Source organism: Deltaproteobacteria bacterium, from assembly GCA_016210045.1.
Lineage (GTDB): Bacteria > UBA10199 > UBA10199.
Genome location: JACQUX010000035.1, coordinates 1 through 16,905, shown reverse-complemented (window position 1 = coordinate 16,905; position 16,905 = coordinate 1). Strand labels below are relative to the sequence as shown.

Here is a 16,905-nt window from a genome sequence, read left to right as displayed (position 1 = left end):
TTGTTCCGATTGATGACCCGTCGATAGAGGTCGTTCAGGTCCGAGGTGGCGAATCGTCCGCCGTCCAACGGCACTAACGGCCGCAGGTCCGGCGGCAGCACAGGGATGACTTCCAGCATCATCCATTCGGGCCGGTTGCCGGCCTCGCGCAGGTTTTCCGTTAATTTCAAACGGCGCATCAATTTTTTGCGCAACGTCTCTGATTTCGCAGTCTCCAATTCCTTACGGAGTTGTTTGCTCGAATCATCAACATTGATTTTCGCCAGCAGATCCCGTACCACTTCGCCGCCAGTGCCGACGCGGAAGGTGTTGCCGCAACGCTCCAGTGTGCGCTGGTATTTGTCTTCGCTGATGATTTCGTTTTCTTCGAGATCGCTCGCGCCAGGATCGGTGACGATATAGGCCTCGCAGTAGAGGACTTTTTCCAAATCCTTCAACGACAGATTCAGCATTAGTGCGGCGCGGGACGGGAGGCTCTTCAAGAACCAGATATGGGCGACCGGCGTGGCCAATGTGATATGGCCCATCCGTTCCCGCCGCACTTTCGATTGGATGACTTCGACACCGCATTTTTCGCAGACGATACCGCGGTGTTTCATCCGCTTGTATTTGCCGCAATTACATTCGTAGTCTTTCACCGGGCCGAAAATCTTCGCGCAAAACAGGCCGTCGCGTTCCGGTTTGAACGTCCGGTAATTGATCGTCTCCGGCTTCTTCACTTCACCGTGTGACCATTCTTTAATCTTGGCCGGCGAGGCGAGCTTGATGCGCACGCCCTCGAAGGATAATGGATCTTTCGGCTTTTCAAAGAAGCTATAGATGTCTGCGGCCATGCCATCTCCTTAGGTGTGCAATGCTCCCTCCTCGGTCGCATTGCAGTCATTAACTACCGCGCGCCCCGCCTCCACTCCCGCTCCGGCGCGCTTACTCCAAGCAAACCGATTGATCGGTCGTTATTGCGCCCGGGTTTCCAACAGCTCGGTATCCAGACAGAGCGCTTGCAATTCCTTCACGAGGACCTTGAAAGACTCCGGCAATCCCGGTTCCAACGCACATTCACCCTTCACGATCGATTCATACATCCGATTCCGTCCAATGATGTCATCGGACTTCACGGTCAGAAATTCTTGCAACGCATACGCCGCACCGTAGGCCTCGAGCGCCCAGACTTCCATTTCGCCGAGCCGCTGACCGCCGAACTGCGCCTTGCCGCCCAACGGTTGCTGCGTGACCAACGAGTAGGGGCCGATGGAGCGGGCGTGGATTTTGTCTTCCACCAAGTGATGCAGCTTCATCATATACATGATGCCGATCGTCACCGCTTGGGCGAATGGTTCACCGTTGCGGCCGTCGAACAGGATCGTCTGCCCGCTTTGCGGACAACCGGCGCGATGCAACCAGTCCTTGATCTCCGCTTCGCGCGCGCCGTCGAAGACACGGGATTCGATCGTGAGACCATGGCGTAACAATCGCGCCATTTGCCGCACTTCGTCTTCGCTGGCCTTTTCCAGCCAGGCATCCATCGTCTTCGACTGATACGCCGTCTGGATCTTTTTCACGAGCGCGTCGCGCGAGTAGTCTTTTTCGAGCATCGCCGCGATTTGATTGCCCAACGCCTCGGCCGCCCAACCCAAGTGGGTTTCAAGGATCTGGCCAACGTTCATACGCGACGGCACGCCGAGCGGATTGAGGACCATATCCACCGGACGTCCGTCCGGCAGATACGGCATATCTTCCTCCGGCAAGATTCGGGAGATCACGCCTTTATTCCCGTGGCGTCCGGCCATTTTATCGCCGACTTGCAACTTCCGTTTAATGGCGACGTAGACTTTCACCATCTTGATCACGCCCGGCGGGAGTTCGTCGCCCTTTTTCAAGCGATTCAATTTTTGTTCGTACATCATCTTGGCCAAGTCGGCCTGTTCTTCATAGGCCTCGAAGAGTTCGCCCAGCTCTTCTTCGATCTCGTCGCCGCCGCTCACCGTGATCTCGCGCCACTTCTCGAACGGGATCGCTTCCAGCACGCCTTCCGTGATCGACTTGCCTTTGGCCAACAACGTCTTTTCTTCCTCTTCATCCATCACTTTCGAGGTCGAGGTCTTGCCGACGAGTAACGAACGAAACTTCTTGCGGAAAGAATCTTGGATCGCGCGCAATTCAGAATCCATGTCGGTCCGGATGCGCACCGTTTCCTCGTCTTGGATTTCCAGGCTCCGCGCGTCGAGATCGCTCCCTTCGCGAGAGAAGACTTGGGCGTGAATCACGATACCCGCGACGCCCGGCGGCACGCGAAGCGAAGTGTCTTTCACGTCACCGGCCTTTTCACCGAAGATCGCTCGCAACAATTTTTCTTCCGGCGACAGCTGCGTTTCCCCCTTCGGCGTGATCTTGCCGACCAGGATATCACCCGGATTCACTTCCGCGCCGATCCGCACGATCCCGCTATCGTCGAGATTGCGTAGCGCCTCTTCGCCGACGTTCGGGATGTCCCGTGTGATCTCTTCTTTACCGAGCTTGGTGTCGCGCGACACGCATTCGAACTCTTCGATGTGGATCGACGTGAAGACGTCTTCCTTGACGAGACGTTCGTTCACTAAGATCGAATCTTCGAAGTTGTACCCACCCCACGACATGAACGCGACCAAGACGTTTTGCCCCAGCGCCAATTCGCCCTGTTCGGTCGCCGGTCCGTCGGCCATGACCTCGCCGGACTTCACGCGATCGCCGACCGTGACGATCGGCCGTTGGTTTAAGCACGTATTCTGATTCGACCGTTGATACTTAATGAGCGGATAGACATCCACGTCCGAGCCGCCCTTTTTCTTCGACGGGCGCTCCGCGCGCACCACGACCCGCGTGGCGTCGACTTCCGTGACGACACCGTCGCGCTTCGCCACGATCGTAATTCCGGCATCACGCGCGACCGTGGCCTCCATGCCCGTGCCGACAAGCGGCGCGCTGGTGCGCAACAGCGGCACAGCTTGCCGTTGCATGTTCGAACCCATTAAGGCGCGGTTCGCGTCGTCGTGTTCGAGGAACGGAATCAGTGAGGCCGCGACCGACACGAGTTGATTCGGGGAAACGTCCATGAGTTGAACATCCGCCGACTTGATCGAGACGTACTCGCCCTTTTGGCGGCACTGCACGACGTCGTCGGCCAACGTGCCGTCTTTATTCAGCGCGGCGTTCGCCTGCGCGATCAGGTACCGTTCTTCTTCCAATGCGGAACAGAAGAGGATCTCGTCGGTCACTTTGCCTTTCACGACTTTCCGATACGGCGTTTCGATGAACCCGAATTCGTTCACACGCGCATACGAAGAGAGCGACGCAATCAAGCCAATATTCGGTCCTTCCGGCGTTTCAATCGGACAAATCCGGCCGTAGTGCGTGGCGTGGACGTCGCGCACTTCGAATCCGGCTCGCTCGCGGGTCAAACCGCCTGGCCCGAGTGCGGAGAGTCGCCGCTTATGAGTGACTTCAGACAGCGGATTGGTTTGATCCATGAATTGCGAAAGTTGCGACGACGCGAAAAATTCCTTGATGACCGCCATCACCGGTTTCGGATTCACCAAGTCGTGCGGCATCAGCGTTTCGACTTCTTGGAGACTCATCCGCTCGCGAATCGCACGCTCCATCCGGACGAGACCAACGCGGAACTGGTTTTCAAGCAATTCGCCGACGGCGCGGATACGCCGATTGCCCAAATGGTCGATGTCGTCCACTTCGCCTTCGCCGTCCTTGAGCCCGACGAGGTATTTGACGACCGCGAGGATGTCTTCTTTGCGCAACGTGCCGACTTCCAATGGGACGTCGAAGCCGAACTTGTGGTTCAATTTCAAGCGTCCGACCTTCGAGAGATCGTAACGCTCGTGATTGAAGAACAGATTTTCGAACAACGTCTGCGACGCCTCCGGCGTCAGCGGATCGCCCGGCCGCAGGCGGCGATAAATTTCGAGCACCGATTCTTCCGACGACGGCATTTTATCGACCAGTAACGTGTTGCGAATGTAGGGCCCCACGTTGAGGTCGTCGATGTACAGCAACGGAATGTTGTTGATCTTGCGGGTGCGCAATTCTTCCCATTTGTCGGCCGTCAGGACGTCGTTGACCGCCAACACGACTTCACCGGTCGACGCGTCGACGATGTCGCGCGCCGCCGCGCGTCCGAACAACTCTTCCGGATCCACCGGAATCTTGTCGACCTTCGCGGCCTTCAATTTCTCAATCGCCACGCGCGTGTATTTTCGCCCCTTCTTGACCAATACCTCGTCGGTCTTCGGATCGCGGATATCGCGACCGGCCTTTTGGAACAGCAGCAGGTCGGGGATGAAGCTCTTCCAAATCTGACGCCCTTCGTACGAAACCACTTCCGACTTATAAAAGTGGTTCAAAATTTCTTCGACCGACATCCCGAGCGCCCGCAACAAAATCGTGACCGGCATCTTACGGCGCCGATCGATCCGAACATGGACCAGATCCTTGGCGTCGAATTCGAAGTCGAGCCACGAGCCGCGATACGGGATGACGCGGGCGAAATAGAGGAGCTTGCCGGACGCTTGCGTTTTCCCTTTATCGTGTTCGAAAAAGATCCCAGGACTGCGATGCAGCTGACTGACAACGACGCGTTCCGTTCCGTTAATGATAAACGTCCCGTACTCGGTCATCAGCGGGATTTCGCCGAAATAGACCTCTTGCTCTTTGACGTCGCGAATCGCCGTGGCTTGCGTCTCGGGATCGACATCCCAGACAATCAGGCGCACCAACACGCGCACCGGCGCGGCGTAGGTCATGCCGCGACTGCGGCATTCCAGGACGTCGTACTTCGGCGGATCGAGGTGGTAATGGACGTATTCCAACGACGCCGTCTGATTGAAGTCCTTGATCGGAAACACGCTCTTAAAGACGCCGTGCAGGCCCGTATCGGGCCGCTTTTCGGCATCGGTTTCCTGCTGCAAGAACGCGTCGTAGGAGCGCCGCTGCAACTCGATCAGATTCGGAATCGCCAACGGTTGGTGCAAACGGGAAAAACTCTGCCGAATGCGCCGCACTGGGGTGGTCGTCGCCATGCATACTCCTTATGGTGCGCAATGCTCCCTGCTCGGTCGCATTGCGTTCATCCCTACCGCGCGCTACGCCTCCACTCACGTTTCGGCGCACTTGCTCCTTGTGGCGGGGTTATTAATACGGCCCGCGACAAATGCCATTGCTCACAATCTGCTCAACGCGCTTACTTGATGTCGACTTTGGCTCCGGCGGCCTCGAGCGCCTTCTTGATCTTCTCGGCATCGTCCTTATTGACGCCGTCCTTGACGGTCTTCGGGGCCCCTTCCACCAAGTCCTTGGCCTCTTTGAGACCAAGTCCCGTGATCGTCCGAACTTCTTTGATCACGTTGATCTTGTTTGGACCGGCATCGGACAGCACGACGGTAAATTCCGTCTTCTCTTCCACGGCAGCGGCGGCACCGGCACCCGGCATCGCGGCAAATGCCATCGGGGCGGCGGCCGAAACGCCGAACGTCTCTTCCAACGTCTTGACCAATTCAGAGACCTCCAACAGAGTCATCCCTTTCAGCGTCTCGACGATCTGTTCCTTTGATGCGACTGCGACTGACATACGACCTCCTTGATTCCTCCCCAAGCCGCACCGCAGCGAGACTATTCCGCCGCGACCGTCGAGGGCGCCCACGCAATGCGGGGCAATTAAGAGTCATTCATTTACGCACTTTTTTTCTCTCCGATGGCCTTAATCGCCGTGACCAATCCGCGTGGCACGGCGGCCAATACGGTCACTAAATTGCGGGCCGGGCCATTCATCACACTCAGCAATTGCGACAACAATTCTTCGCGGCTCGGGAGTTTCGCCAACGCCGAGAGCTGCGCCGGGTTGAGGACCTTACCTTCCACAACACCGCCCTTGATCTTGAACAGCTCATTCCCTTTGGCGAAATCGACAAGGGCCTTCGCCAATGGCACCGGATCCCGATCCGCCGTGGCCAATGCCGTCGGACCGACGAGGAAATCGTCGAGCCCGGTGACCGAGGCCCCTTGGAAGGCCCGCTTTGCCAACCGATTTTTGACGACGCGCAAATTGCCTTCGGCCTGCCGCACTTTCTTGCGCAAGCCGGTCATTTGCTCGACGGTCAAACCACGATACTCCGTAACGATCGCCGCTTTGAGCCCCCGAAAGCGCTCGCTCAAACTACCGACTAATTCCGCCTTCTCTTGCTTATGCATGGCTGGCTCCATCCGTAATGGTGAGATGCACGCCCGGGCTCATCGTGGCCGAGACCGTCACGGTCCGAATAAAATGGCCTTTCGCAGTGGCCGGCTTCGCGCGCGTCACTGCATCCATCAGGGCCTGAAAATTTTCTTTCAACTTCAGCTGACCAAATGACCGCTTTCCGATCGGGGCGTGAACCACGCCGCCTTTGTCCATCCGGAATTCGACCAACCCGGCCTTCACTTCGGTCACGGCCTTGGTGACATCCATCGTGACCGTGCCCGCCTTCGGATTCGGCATCAGCCCGCGCGGACCCAAGATCTTCGCTACCTTGCTGACCGTCGACATCATGTCCGGCGTCGCAATCACTTTATCGAACTCCAGCCAGCCTTGTTCGATCTTCGTGATGTAATCCTCGGCGCCGACGTATTCCGCCCCGGCGGTTTCGCCGTCGCGGGCCTTGTCGCCCTTTGCGAACACCAATACGCGCACCTTGCGGCCTAAGCCGTTCGGCAAGCGCACACTGCCGCGCACCATTTGGTCGGACTTCTTCGGATCGACACCGAGACGAATCGCCACGTCGACGGTCTCGTCGAATTTCGCGGCCTGAAATCCTTCCAGGACGCCGAACCCTTCCTCAACGGAGTACAGCTTCGCCGCATCGACTGATTTCGTACTGGCCGCATATCGCTTACCCATAATATTTCTCCTTACGTCCTTTCGTCCCTCTTCCTTCGCCATCGCTACTGACTAGCCTTCTATCTCAATCCCCATGCTCCGCGCAGTGCCTTCCACTTGACGCATCGCGGCCTCGATGGTGTGACAGTTCAAATCGGGCATTTTCAGCTTCGCGATCTCGGCGACTTGCGCCCGGTTCACCTTGCCGACCTTCTGTTTATTCGGCACTCCCGCGCCCTTTTCCACTTTGGCATCCTTCAACAATAAGATGGAGACCGGCGGGGTCTTCAAGATAAAGCTGAACGAACGATCCGAATAGACCGTCACAATGACCGGAATGATCATCCCCGGTTGGGTCTTGGTCCGTTCGTTGAACTGCTTGCAAAACTCCATAATGTTCACGCCGTGCTGCCCCAGCGCGGGACCAACCGGAGGTGCCGGATTGGCCTGCCCTGCAGGGCACTGCAATTTCACATACGCCTGAATTTTTTTTGCCATATAACAACACTCCTATCATTAGGTCTTTTCGACTTGGGTGAATTCCAGTTCAATCGGCGTCGCCCGACCGAAAATACTGACCATGACCCGCAACTTCCCCTTTTCCGCGTTCACATCGTCGACAATGCCGGTGAACGTGGAGAAAGGGCCTTGCGTGACCCGCACCGTCTCACCTTTTTCAAAAATAATCTTCGCCTTCGGTCGCAACGTCCCTTCTTCGATCTGTTGCGTGATCCGCCGCACCTCTTCTTCCGGAACGATCGGCGGCGTCATGCCAGTTCCGACGAATCCGGTGATCTTCGGCGTATTCCGCACTAAGTGCCACGTCTCTTCATTCAGCTCCATCTTCACCAAAATATAGCCGGGGAAAAACCGCCGCGAAGAGGTCCGCTTCTGGCCATTTTTGACTTCAACCACTTTCTCGGTCGGCACTAAGATCTCTTCGAAAAGCGAAGTCAGCTTCGAGGACTTCAACCGTTCTTCAAGCGCTTGCCGCGCATGATTCTCGAAGCCCGTATAGGTATGAACCACGTACCAGTTTTTCATAATAGCCTGTCCTCTATCCGCGACTGCCGGAGGCTCGATGTCCGGGGTTCAACACCCGAAAACCAGCGACACGTCCTAATACACGAGCTTTACGCACCAACCCCACACGACATCGTAGAGGGCCAAGAACAGCGAGCAGATCCCAACGACCACCGTAATCACACCCGCCGACATCATCGTTTCCTTGCGCGGCGGCCAACTGACCTTGGACAATTCCGACACCGCATCGTTCAGAAAACTATTGAGTCGTGCATGCCGACGCGCCAGTAAAAAACAGGCAATCGCAGCAACCAGCGCAATGAGGTCGGTCGGAGCTAACGGCCATTCCGGCAACGGCAATCGGAGGAGATCCCAAACGGTCTCCGCCAACTTCCCGACGACGGCATACACCAACGCCGCCGCGCCCAGCAGTCCCAGTGAAACCCATCGCTGATAATTCGGTATGTTCATCATCGCACCTAAAAACTCTGTAGCATTACATTTCTGCAGGGGAGATCCCCTCCGCGCTGTCGCGCTGCGGGGACTTCCTCGCCGACCCCTCGCCCCTGGCGAGCGGTGCCCGGCTCGGTCAATTCGCTCGGACCGGCAAAGCCGGTTCCTCGCTAAAGTCGGGGGGACCGCTGCGCTCTCCCCCCAACACCCCCCATTTTTATCTACCACCCACTCCTTGCAGGGGAGACAGGGATCGAACCTGCGACCCCCGGTTTTGGAGACCGGTGCTCTACCAGCTGAGCTACTCCCCTGTAATCGATCCCTTCCTTAATCTCCCTCTCCCTTTGGGGAGAGGGGGGGCCGCCGTCGTTCGGCGGCCGGGGTGAGGGGGAGCACCCATGCGCTCTCCCACCGAGCGAACCTCTTACTTCGTCTCCTTATGATCGGTATGCTTCCGGCAGGCGGGACAAAACTTCCGCTTGACCAGCTTATCCGGGGTCTTCGTCTTATTCTTTGTGGTCGTGTAATTACGATGTTTACACTCGCCACACGCCAATTGCAGAATGATACGCATCTAATAAACCCTTTCCATACTCTCCCTCTCCCGTTGGGGAGAGGGCAGGCCGCCGTGGTTCGGCGGCCGGGGTGAGGGGGAGTGCCCCTTACACCAAAATTTCCGTGACGACGCCCGCACCCACGGTCCGGCCGCCTTCGCGGATCGCAAACCGCAATTCCTTCTCCATCGCGATCGGCGTGATCAGGTCCACCACCAGGTTCGCATTGTCCCCCGGCATCACCATCTCCACCCCTTCCGGCAACTCCACGATCCCCGTCACGTCCGTCGTCCGAAAATAAAACTGCGGCCGATACCCCTTGAAAAACGGCGTGTGCCGGCCCCCTTCTTCTTTCGTCAAAATGTACACTTCCGCCTTGAACTTCGTGTGCGGCGTGATGCTCCCGGGCTTACACACGACCTGCCCGCGCTCCACCTCTTCCCGCTTCGTTCCGCGCAACAACAAGCCCACGTTGTCCCCGGCCTCTCCTTGATCCAACAACTTCCGGAACATCTCCACGCCCGTAATCACCGTCTTCTGCGTCGGGCGAATCCCCACAATCTCCACTTCCTCACTCACTTTGACGACGCCCCGCTCTACCCGGCCCGTCACCACCGTCCCGCGCCCGCTGATGCTGAACACGTCTTCCACCGCCATCATGAACGGTTTCTCCCGCGGCCGCTCCGGCGTCGGAATCCATTCGTCCACCGCCGCCACTAACTTCAACAACCCCTCTTCCCAGGTCGCGTCCCCCTCCAACGCCTTCAACGCCGAACACCGCACCATCGGCGTCTTCTCCCCCGGAAACCCATACTTCGTCAGCAACTCCCGCACTTCTAATTCCACCAAGTCCAACAATTCCGGATCGTCCACCATGTCGCATTTGTTCAAACACACCACGATGTACGGCACGCCCACTTGCCGCGCCAACAAGATGTGCTCCCGCGTCTGCGGCATCGGACCGTCCGCCGCGCTCACCACCAAGATCGCCCCGTCCATCTGCGCCGCCCCGGTGATCATGTTCTTCACGTAGTCGGCATGCCCCGGACAATCCACGTGCGCATAATGCCGCACCGGCGATTCGTACTCCACGTGCGCCGTCGCGATCGTGATCCCCCGCTCCCGCTCTTCCGGCGCCTTGTCGATCTGATCGAACGCCACCGACTGCGCCAGCCCCTTCTTCGCCAACACCGCCGTCAACGCCGCCGTTAAGGTCGTCTTGCCGTGATCAATATGCCCGATCGTCCCCACATTCACGTGCGGCTTCGTCCGCTGAAACTTTTCTTTCGACATATATGGTCTCCTGTCCGTTATCGGATGGTCCTGTGTCCTCTGTCCTGTGCCCCGGACCTCGGACTTTAGAAACTATCCCTTCGCCTTCCCCTGTGTCTTCGCCACGACGGCCTCCGCGATATTCCGCGGTACCGGCTCGTAATGCGCGAACTGCATGCTGTAGGTCGCGCGGCCTTGTGTGGAGGAACGCAAATCGGTCGCGTACCCGAACATATTGGCAAGCGGGACTAACGCATTCACGACTTGTGAACCGGTCCGAACTTCGGTGCGCATAATCCGTCCGCGGCGAGAATTCAAGTCTCCCGTGACACTCCCGATAAATTCTTCCGGACTTACGACTTCGACGTTCATGATCGGCTCGAGCAATACGAGACCCGCCTTACGGCACCCCTCTTTAAAGCCCATCGAACCCGCGATTTTGAAGGCCATTTCTGAGGAATCGACGTCGTGATAGGAGCCATCGAACAACGCCACTTTGCAGTCGACCAACGGATAGCCTGCCAACACCCCACCCGTGAGCGCCTCTTCGATGCCTTTGCGCACGGCCGGAATGTATTCGCGGGGAACGACGCCGCCGACGATTTCGTCGAGAAATTCGAATCCCTTGCCGCGTTCTTGCGGTTCGACTCGGACCCAGACGTGCCCATATTGGCCGCGACCACCGGTCTGGCGGATATACTTACCTTCCGCCTCCGCCGTGCCCTGCACCGTTTCGCGATAGGCCACTTCGGGACGGCCGACGTTGGCCTCGACCTTAAATTCGCGCGTCAGTCGGTCGACAATGATTTCCAAGTGCAACTCGCCCATGCCGGAGATGATCGTCTGGCCGGTCTCTGAGTCGACGTGCATCCGGAACGACGGGTCTTCGAGGGCCAAGCGCTGTAAACCGGCAATCAATTTTTCCTGATCGCCTTTCGTTTTCGGTTCAATCGCGACCGAGATCACGGGGTCCGGGAATTCCATCGATTCCAGGATAACTGGCGCTTCTTCATCGCAGAGGGTATCGCCGGTGGTGGTGTATTTCAATCCGACCGTCGCGACGATATCGCCGGCGCTGGCCGACTTGACTTCTTCACGCTTATTGGCGTGCATCTGCAGCAAGCGGCTGATCCGCTCTTTGCGGCCCTTCACGGCGTTGTAGACGTAACTGCCGGCATCGATGGTGCCGGAATAGACGCGAAAATACGTGAGCTGGCCGGCAAACGGATCACTCATGATCTTAAAGGCCAACGCGGAGAACGGTTCGCTGCGCAACGGCGCGCGTTGCAATTTCTTTTCCGCCTCGCCGGGGACCAATCCTTCGATCGGCGGGAGATCCAACGGGCTGGGGAGTAAATCCACGACGGCGTCCAGCAGTTGCTGAATGCCCTTATTCTTGAACGCCGACCCGCAATACACCGGGGTAAAGCGCATCGCCAGCACCCCTTTGCGCGCGGCCGCGACGAGCTCTTCTGCGGTGATCGCTTGGCCTTCCAGATATTTATGCAGCGCGGCGTCGTCGCATTCGACAGCGGCCTCGATCAGCTTATGACGATGCTCGTCCACCAACGTCTGCATATCGGCGGGAATGGGGATTTCGACCACGTTCGCGCCTTTGGATTCTTCATCGTACATGTAGGCCTTCAGGCGAATGAGGTCGATGATGCCGGAAAATTCCGATTCGGCGCCGATCGGCAGTTGAAACGCGATCGGTTCGGTGTGCAGACGTTCCTTGATGGAGCGCAGGCACATATAAAAATCGGCGCCGACTTTATCCATCTTGTTGATGAATGCGATCCGCGGGACACCGTATTTATCCGCCTGACGCCATACGGTTTCCGACTGCGGCTCCACGCCGTTACCGCCGTCGAAGACACCGATGGCGCCGTCCAGCACGCGGAGGCTCCGCTCTACTTCGATCGTGAAATCGACGTGTCCCGGGGTGTCGATGATATTGATGTTGCTGTCGTTCCAAGTGCAATAGGTCGCGGCGGAGGTAATCGTAATGCCGCGCTCTTGTTCCTGTTCCATCCAGTCCATCGTGGCGGTGCCATAGTGGACTTCGCCGATCTTATGACTGCGACCGGTATAAAACAGGATGCGCTCCGTGACGGTCGTTTTCCCGGCATCGATGTGGGCCATGATACCGATGTTCCGGATCGCGTGGAGCCGTTGCTGTTCTTTTTGATCGAGGTCGGCGCGTGCTGCAACCGCCGTTTGTGCTGCTTGCGTTGTCATAGGGGTTACCAGCGGAAGTGTGCGAACGCCTTATTGGCTTCAGCCATACGGTGAGTTTCTTCCCGCTTCTTGACGGCACCACCGCGATTTTCCAAGGCCTCGAGGACTTCCGAGGCCAACTTGCCTTCCATGCCCTTCTCGCTCCGATCGCGCGCGGCGGTCACGAGCCAACGCAGTCCCAACGAGACGCGCCGTTCCGGCCGGACTTCCATCGGCACTTGGTAGTTCGCACCACCGACGCGGCGAGAACGGACTTCCAAAATCGGTTTAATATTTTCGAGTGCCTGACGGAACACCTTCACCGGATCGTCTTTCTTGACGGCGGCGATGCGATCGAAGGCGGTATAGACGACCCCTTCCGCGACCGATTTTTTGCCGCACAACATCAGCCGTGTGATCAGCTTGCCGACCAACTTGTCGGCATATTTGAAGTCAGGATTCGCATCGCGTCGTAGAGACGCCCGTTTACGTCGTGGCATAAAATCCTCGTGGGGTAGTTACTTGGGTCGCTTCGCTCCATATTTTGACCGACTGCGACGACGTTTTTCCACACCGGCACAATCGAGTGAACCACGGACGATGTGATACCGAACGCCAGGGAGATCTTTCACACGACCACCGCGGATTAATACGACCGAGTGCTCTTGCAGATTGTGGCCTTCGCCCGGAATGTACGCCGTGACTTCATTGCTGTTCGTGAGGCGAACGCGCGCGACTTTGCGCAACGCGGAGTTCGGTTTTTTCGGTGTGGTCGTATAGACACGGACACAGACGCCACGCCGTTGAGGGCACCGCACCAATGCCGGCGAGGCACTGCGATACGGCACTGCGGTCCGACCCTGACGCACTAATTGATTCATCGTGGGCATACGCCACTCCATTTGCTGACCGCCCCAAAAGGCCGGCGAGCGTTGTACGGCACTACTTTCCAGGTCTCCGTGCAGAACACCGGCCGGACACAGCGGGAAAATAAGGTGTGGCTCACTAACAGACGCCAACCCCTATTGTCAACTGGCCACTTCCCGATGTTCCACAAAATCCCGTGTTTCCAGCTCCTCCGCACTTGGCGTGCTGTCGGTTTCGCTGCCGGCCAACCCAACTTGGATCTGGCGATAGCGACTCGTGCCGGTCCCGGCCGGGATCAGCCGTCCCATGATCACGTTTTCTTTGAGTCCACGCAAATAATCGACCCGGCCCGCGCCGGCGGCTTCGGTCAGGACGCGCGTGGTCTCTTGGAACGACGCCGCCGAGATAAAACTTTCGGTCGTCAGCGAGGCCTTGGTGATGCCAAGCAATAACGGCTCCGCCGTGGCCGGCCGCGCCTTCTGTTTGAGCATTTTCGCGTTTTCCTCTTCGAAGACGCCTTTCTCGATTTGTTCGTCGTTCAGGAACATCGTGTCGCCCGGATCGGTGATCCGCACTTTGCGCAACATTTGGCGCACAATGACTTCGATATGCTTGTCGTTGATCCGCACGCCTTGCAAACGATAGACTTCCTGGATTTCATCCACTAAGTACTTCGCCAGGTTTTTCAATCCGAGGATGCGCAAGATATCGTGCGGATTGCTGGAGCCGTCCATCAACGGTTCGCCGGCGCGAATTTGATCGCCCTCATGCACCGTGACGTGCTTCCCCTTCGGCATCAGGTATTCGACGGGATCGCCCACTTCCGGCGTGACTAAGACCTTCCGCTTCCCCTTCGTGTCTTTACCGAAACTGACGACGCCATCCACTTCGGAAATGATCGAGCATTCTTTCGGCTTGCGGACTTCGAACAGTTCCGCCACGCGAGGCAGACCGCCGGTGATATCCTTGGTCTTCGTCGTTTCCCGCGGCATCTTGGCGATCGTATCGCCGGCCTTCACCAGATCCCCTTCCGCCACCGCGATATGCGCGCCGACCGGCAGCAGATACCGGGCCTCGTTCTTATTATGGGGCAATGTCTGCGGTTGTCCGTTGGCGTCGTTGATCCCGACGCGCGGCCGCATGTTCGGATCCTTCGAGGAGATTACGACTTTGCGCGACAACCCGGTGACTTCGTCGACTTGTTCGCTGACAGTCAACCCTTCGACGAGGTCGCCGTAGGCCGCGACGCCATCGACTTCCGTCAGGATCGGCACCGTGTAGGGATCCCATTCCGCGACCAGTTGACCAGGCTTCACAGCGCTGCCTTCGCCGAGGTTCAGGAACGCGCCGTAATTCAACTTATGCCGTTCGCGCTCCCGACCAGTCGCATCGACAATCACGAGTTCCCCGTTCCGATTCATCACGACCGAACGGCCTTCTTTGTTCACGACCGTATGCACGCCCTGGAGGCGCGCGACACCGGCATGGCGGATTTCCAACGTGGACTGTTCCACGCGACGACTGGCCGCACCACCGATGTGGAAGGTCCGCATGGTGAGCTGGGTGCCCGGTTCGCCGATCGACTGGGCGGCAATCACGCCGACTGCCTCGCCGTTCCCGACCACGTGACCGCGCGCCAGATCGCGTCCGTAACATTTGGCACAAATGCCGTGCTGTAGTTGGCACGTCAACACCGAGCGGATCTCGACTTTTTCGATCCCCGCTTCTTCGATTGCCATCACCAGTTCTTCATTCAATTCCGTTCCCGCAGGCACCAACACGGCGTCGGTGATCGGGTCCCGGACATCTTTGAGCGTGACGCGTCCGAGGATGCGGTCGCCGAGGCGTTCGATGACTTCGCCGCCTTCGACCAACGAGCTCATCGTGATGCCATCGAGCGTGCCGCAGTCGAGCAACATCACGACGGCGTCTTGTGCGACATCGACCAACCGCCGCGTAAGATAGCCGGAGTTCGCCGTCTTCAACGCGGTATCCGCCAAGCCTTTGCGGGCACCGTGGGTGGAAATAAAGTACTGCAACACGTTCAGGCCCTCGCGGAAATTCGCCATGATCGGGGTCTCGATGATTTCTCCCGATGGCTTGGCCATCAAGCCGCGCATTCCCGCCAACTGCCGCAGCTGTTGCGCGGAGCCGCGGGCGCCGGAATCGGCCATAATCAGCAACGGATTGAAGCTCAGTTGTTCTTTGACTTCCCCACCCGGCCCGGTGATTTTTTCGAGCCGAATTTTCTGCATCATCTCGCCGGCCACTTTTTCCGTGGTCTCGGCCCAGATATCGACGACTTTATTATATTTCTCTCCGGACGTGATCAAGCCTTCGGCGTACTGTTCTTCCACTTCGCGAACTTCGGCGATCGCGGCGCCCAACACCTTTTCCTTGTTGTCCGGAATGACCAAGTCGTCGATGCAGATGGAGATCCCGGCCTTGGTGGCGTGCGCAAATCCCAGCGTGCGGATCCGATCGGCCAACAACACGGTCTCTTTCTCTCCGCAGGAACGATAACAGTTGTCGATCAATGCGCCGACCGCTTTTTTGTCCATGACACGATTGATGACGCTGAAATCGAGTCCGGACGGCAACACCTCGGCAAGCAACGAACGACCGACAGTGGTTTCGACCCGCTTGCCGGAGGGCAACCGCAACGTGATCTTGCTGTGCAATTCCACTTCGCCGTGATCGTAAGCAATATGGACTTCGTCGATGGAGGAGAAACGACGGCCTTCGCCTTTGCCGAAGACCTTTTCACGAGTCAGATAATACAGCCCCAAGATCATATCTTGGGTCGGCGTGATGATCGGACGGCCATTAGCGGGCGAGAGGATGTTGTTGGTCGACATCATCAAGACACGCGTTTCGACTTGCGCCTCCATTGAGAGCGGCACGTGGACGGCCATTTGGTCACCGTCGAAATCGGCGTTGTAGGCCACGCAGACCAACGGGTGCAGCTGGATGGCGCGGCCTTCAATCAAGACCGGCTCGAACGCTTGGATACCCAAACGGTGCAATGTCGGTGCACGGTTGAGCATGACCGGATGTTCACGAATCACTTCTTCCAACGCGTCCCAGACCTCGGGGACTTCGCGTTCCACGAAGCGCTTCGCACTTTTAATGGTCGTCGCCAGGCCGCGCAGTTGCAGCTTGCTGTAAATAAACGGCTTGAAGAGTTCGAGCGCCATTTTCTTCGGCAACCCGCATTGGTGCAACTTGAGTTCCGGTCCGACGACAATGACCGATCGACCGGAATAATCGACGCGTTTGCCCAACAAGTTTTGCCGGAATCGCCCTTGTTTGCCTTTCAACATGTCGGAGAGTGACCGCAACGGACGCCGATTGGGTCCGGTAAACGGACGCGTCCGGCGGCCGTTGTCGAACAGCGCGTCGACCGCTTCTTGCAACATCCGTTTTTCGTTCCGCACGATAATTTCCGGCGCATTCAATTCCATCAGCCGCTTCAACCGATTGTTCCGATTGATGACCCGTCGATAGAGGTCGTTCAGGTCCGAGGTGGCGAATCGTCCGCCGTCCAACGGCACTAACGGCCGCAGGTCCGGCGGCAGCACAGGGATGACTTCCAGCATCATCCATTCGGGCCGGTTGCCG

General features: G+C 57.9%; 14 protein-coding genes and 1 tRNA gene. All 15 read right to left on the bottom strand.

Annotated elements, in window-relative coordinates; translation table 11 throughout:
• Positions 1-833, bottom strand: an 833-nt coding sequence (locus tag HY696_10250) for a DNA-directed RNA polymerase subunit beta' (GenBank protein MBI4238775.1), incomplete at its 3' end; no start/stop codon positions are given.
• A gap of 120 nt (positions 834-953) precedes the next feature.
• Positions 954-5,066: a DNA-directed RNA polymerase subunit beta gene (gene rpoB / locus HY696_10245; protein MBI4238774.1), complete on the bottom strand. Its 4,113-nt coding sequence runs from the start codon at positions 5,064-5,066 to the stop codon at positions 954-956.
• A 161-nt stretch (positions 5,067-5,227) separates the two neighbouring features.
• Positions 5,228-5,614: a 50S ribosomal protein L7/L12 gene (gene rplL, locus HY696_10240; protein MBI4238773.1), complete on the bottom strand. Its 387-nt coding sequence runs from the start codon at positions 5,612-5,614 to the stop codon at positions 5,228-5,230.
• Between the two features lie 101 nt (positions 5,615-5,715).
• On the bottom strand, positions 5,716-6,246 hold the full coding sequence (gene rplJ, locus HY696_10235) for a 50S ribosomal protein L10 (protein MBI4238772.1): 531 nt from the start codon (positions 6,244-6,246) through the stop codon (positions 5,716-5,718).
• A complete protein-coding gene (locus tag HY696_10230) occupies positions 6,227-6,919 on the bottom strand; it encodes a 50S ribosomal protein L1 (protein ID MBI4238771.1) in 693 nt (230 codons plus the stop codon). Before HY696_10230 ends, rplJ begins: the two co-directional genes overlap by 20 nt.
• Positions 6,920-6,970: 51 nt before the next feature.
• Positions 6,971-7,396, bottom strand: a complete 426-nt coding sequence (gene rplK / locus HY696_10225) for a 50S ribosomal protein L11 (GenBank protein ID MBI4238770.1) — start codon at positions 7,394-7,396, stop codon at positions 6,971-6,973.
• An 18-nt stretch (positions 7,397-7,414) separates the two neighbouring features.
• A complete protein-coding gene (gene nusG, locus HY696_10220) occupies positions 7,415-7,945 on the bottom strand; it encodes a transcription termination/antitermination protein NusG (protein MBI4238769.1) in 531 nt (176 codons plus the stop codon).
• 72 nt (positions 7,946-8,017) lie between these two features.
• Positions 8,018-8,392: a preprotein translocase subunit SecE gene (gene secE, locus HY696_10215; protein MBI4238768.1), complete on the bottom strand. Its 375-nt coding sequence runs from the start codon at positions 8,390-8,392 to the stop codon at positions 8,018-8,020.
• A gap of 220 nt (positions 8,393-8,612) precedes the next feature.
• Positions 8,613-8,685: transfer RNA gene (locus HY696_10210), tRNA-Trp, on the bottom strand.
• Positions 8,686-8,798: 113 nt separating this feature from the next.
• Positions 8,799-8,948 (bottom strand): 50S ribosomal protein L33, encoded by a 150-nt coding sequence (gene rpmG / locus HY696_10205; GenBank protein ID MBI4238767.1) that lies wholly within the window; start codon positions 8,946-8,948, stop codon positions 8,799-8,801.
• Positions 8,949-9,036: 88 nt separating this feature from the next.
• A complete protein-coding gene (gene tuf, locus HY696_10200; protein ID MBI4238766.1) occupies positions 9,037-10,221 on the bottom strand; it encodes an elongation factor Tu in 1,185 nt (394 codons plus the stop codon).
• A gap of 72 nt (positions 10,222-10,293) precedes the next feature.
• The gene (gene fusA / locus HY696_10195) at positions 10,294-12,438 is read right to left on the bottom strand and encodes an elongation factor G (GenBank protein MBI4238765.1); all 2,145 of its coding nucleotides are present in this window, start codon (positions 12,436-12,438) and stop codon (positions 10,294-10,296) included.
• 5 nt (positions 12,439-12,443) lie between these two features.
• The gene (gene rpsG / locus HY696_10190) at positions 12,444-12,917 is read right to left on the bottom strand and encodes a 30S ribosomal protein S7 (GenBank protein MBI4238764.1); all 474 of its coding nucleotides are present in this window, start codon (positions 12,915-12,917) and stop codon (positions 12,444-12,446) included.
• A gap of 18 nt (positions 12,918-12,935) precedes the next feature.
• The gene (locus HY696_10185; protein MBI4238763.1) at positions 12,936-13,307 is read right to left on the bottom strand and encodes a 30S ribosomal protein S12; all 372 of its coding nucleotides are present in this window, start codon (positions 13,305-13,307) and stop codon (positions 12,936-12,938) included.
• A gap of 138 nt (positions 13,308-13,445) precedes the next feature.
• On the bottom strand, positions 13,446-16,905 hold a 3,460-nt coding region (gene rpoC, locus HY696_10180; protein MBI4238762.1), incomplete at its 5' end, for a DNA-directed RNA polymerase subunit beta'.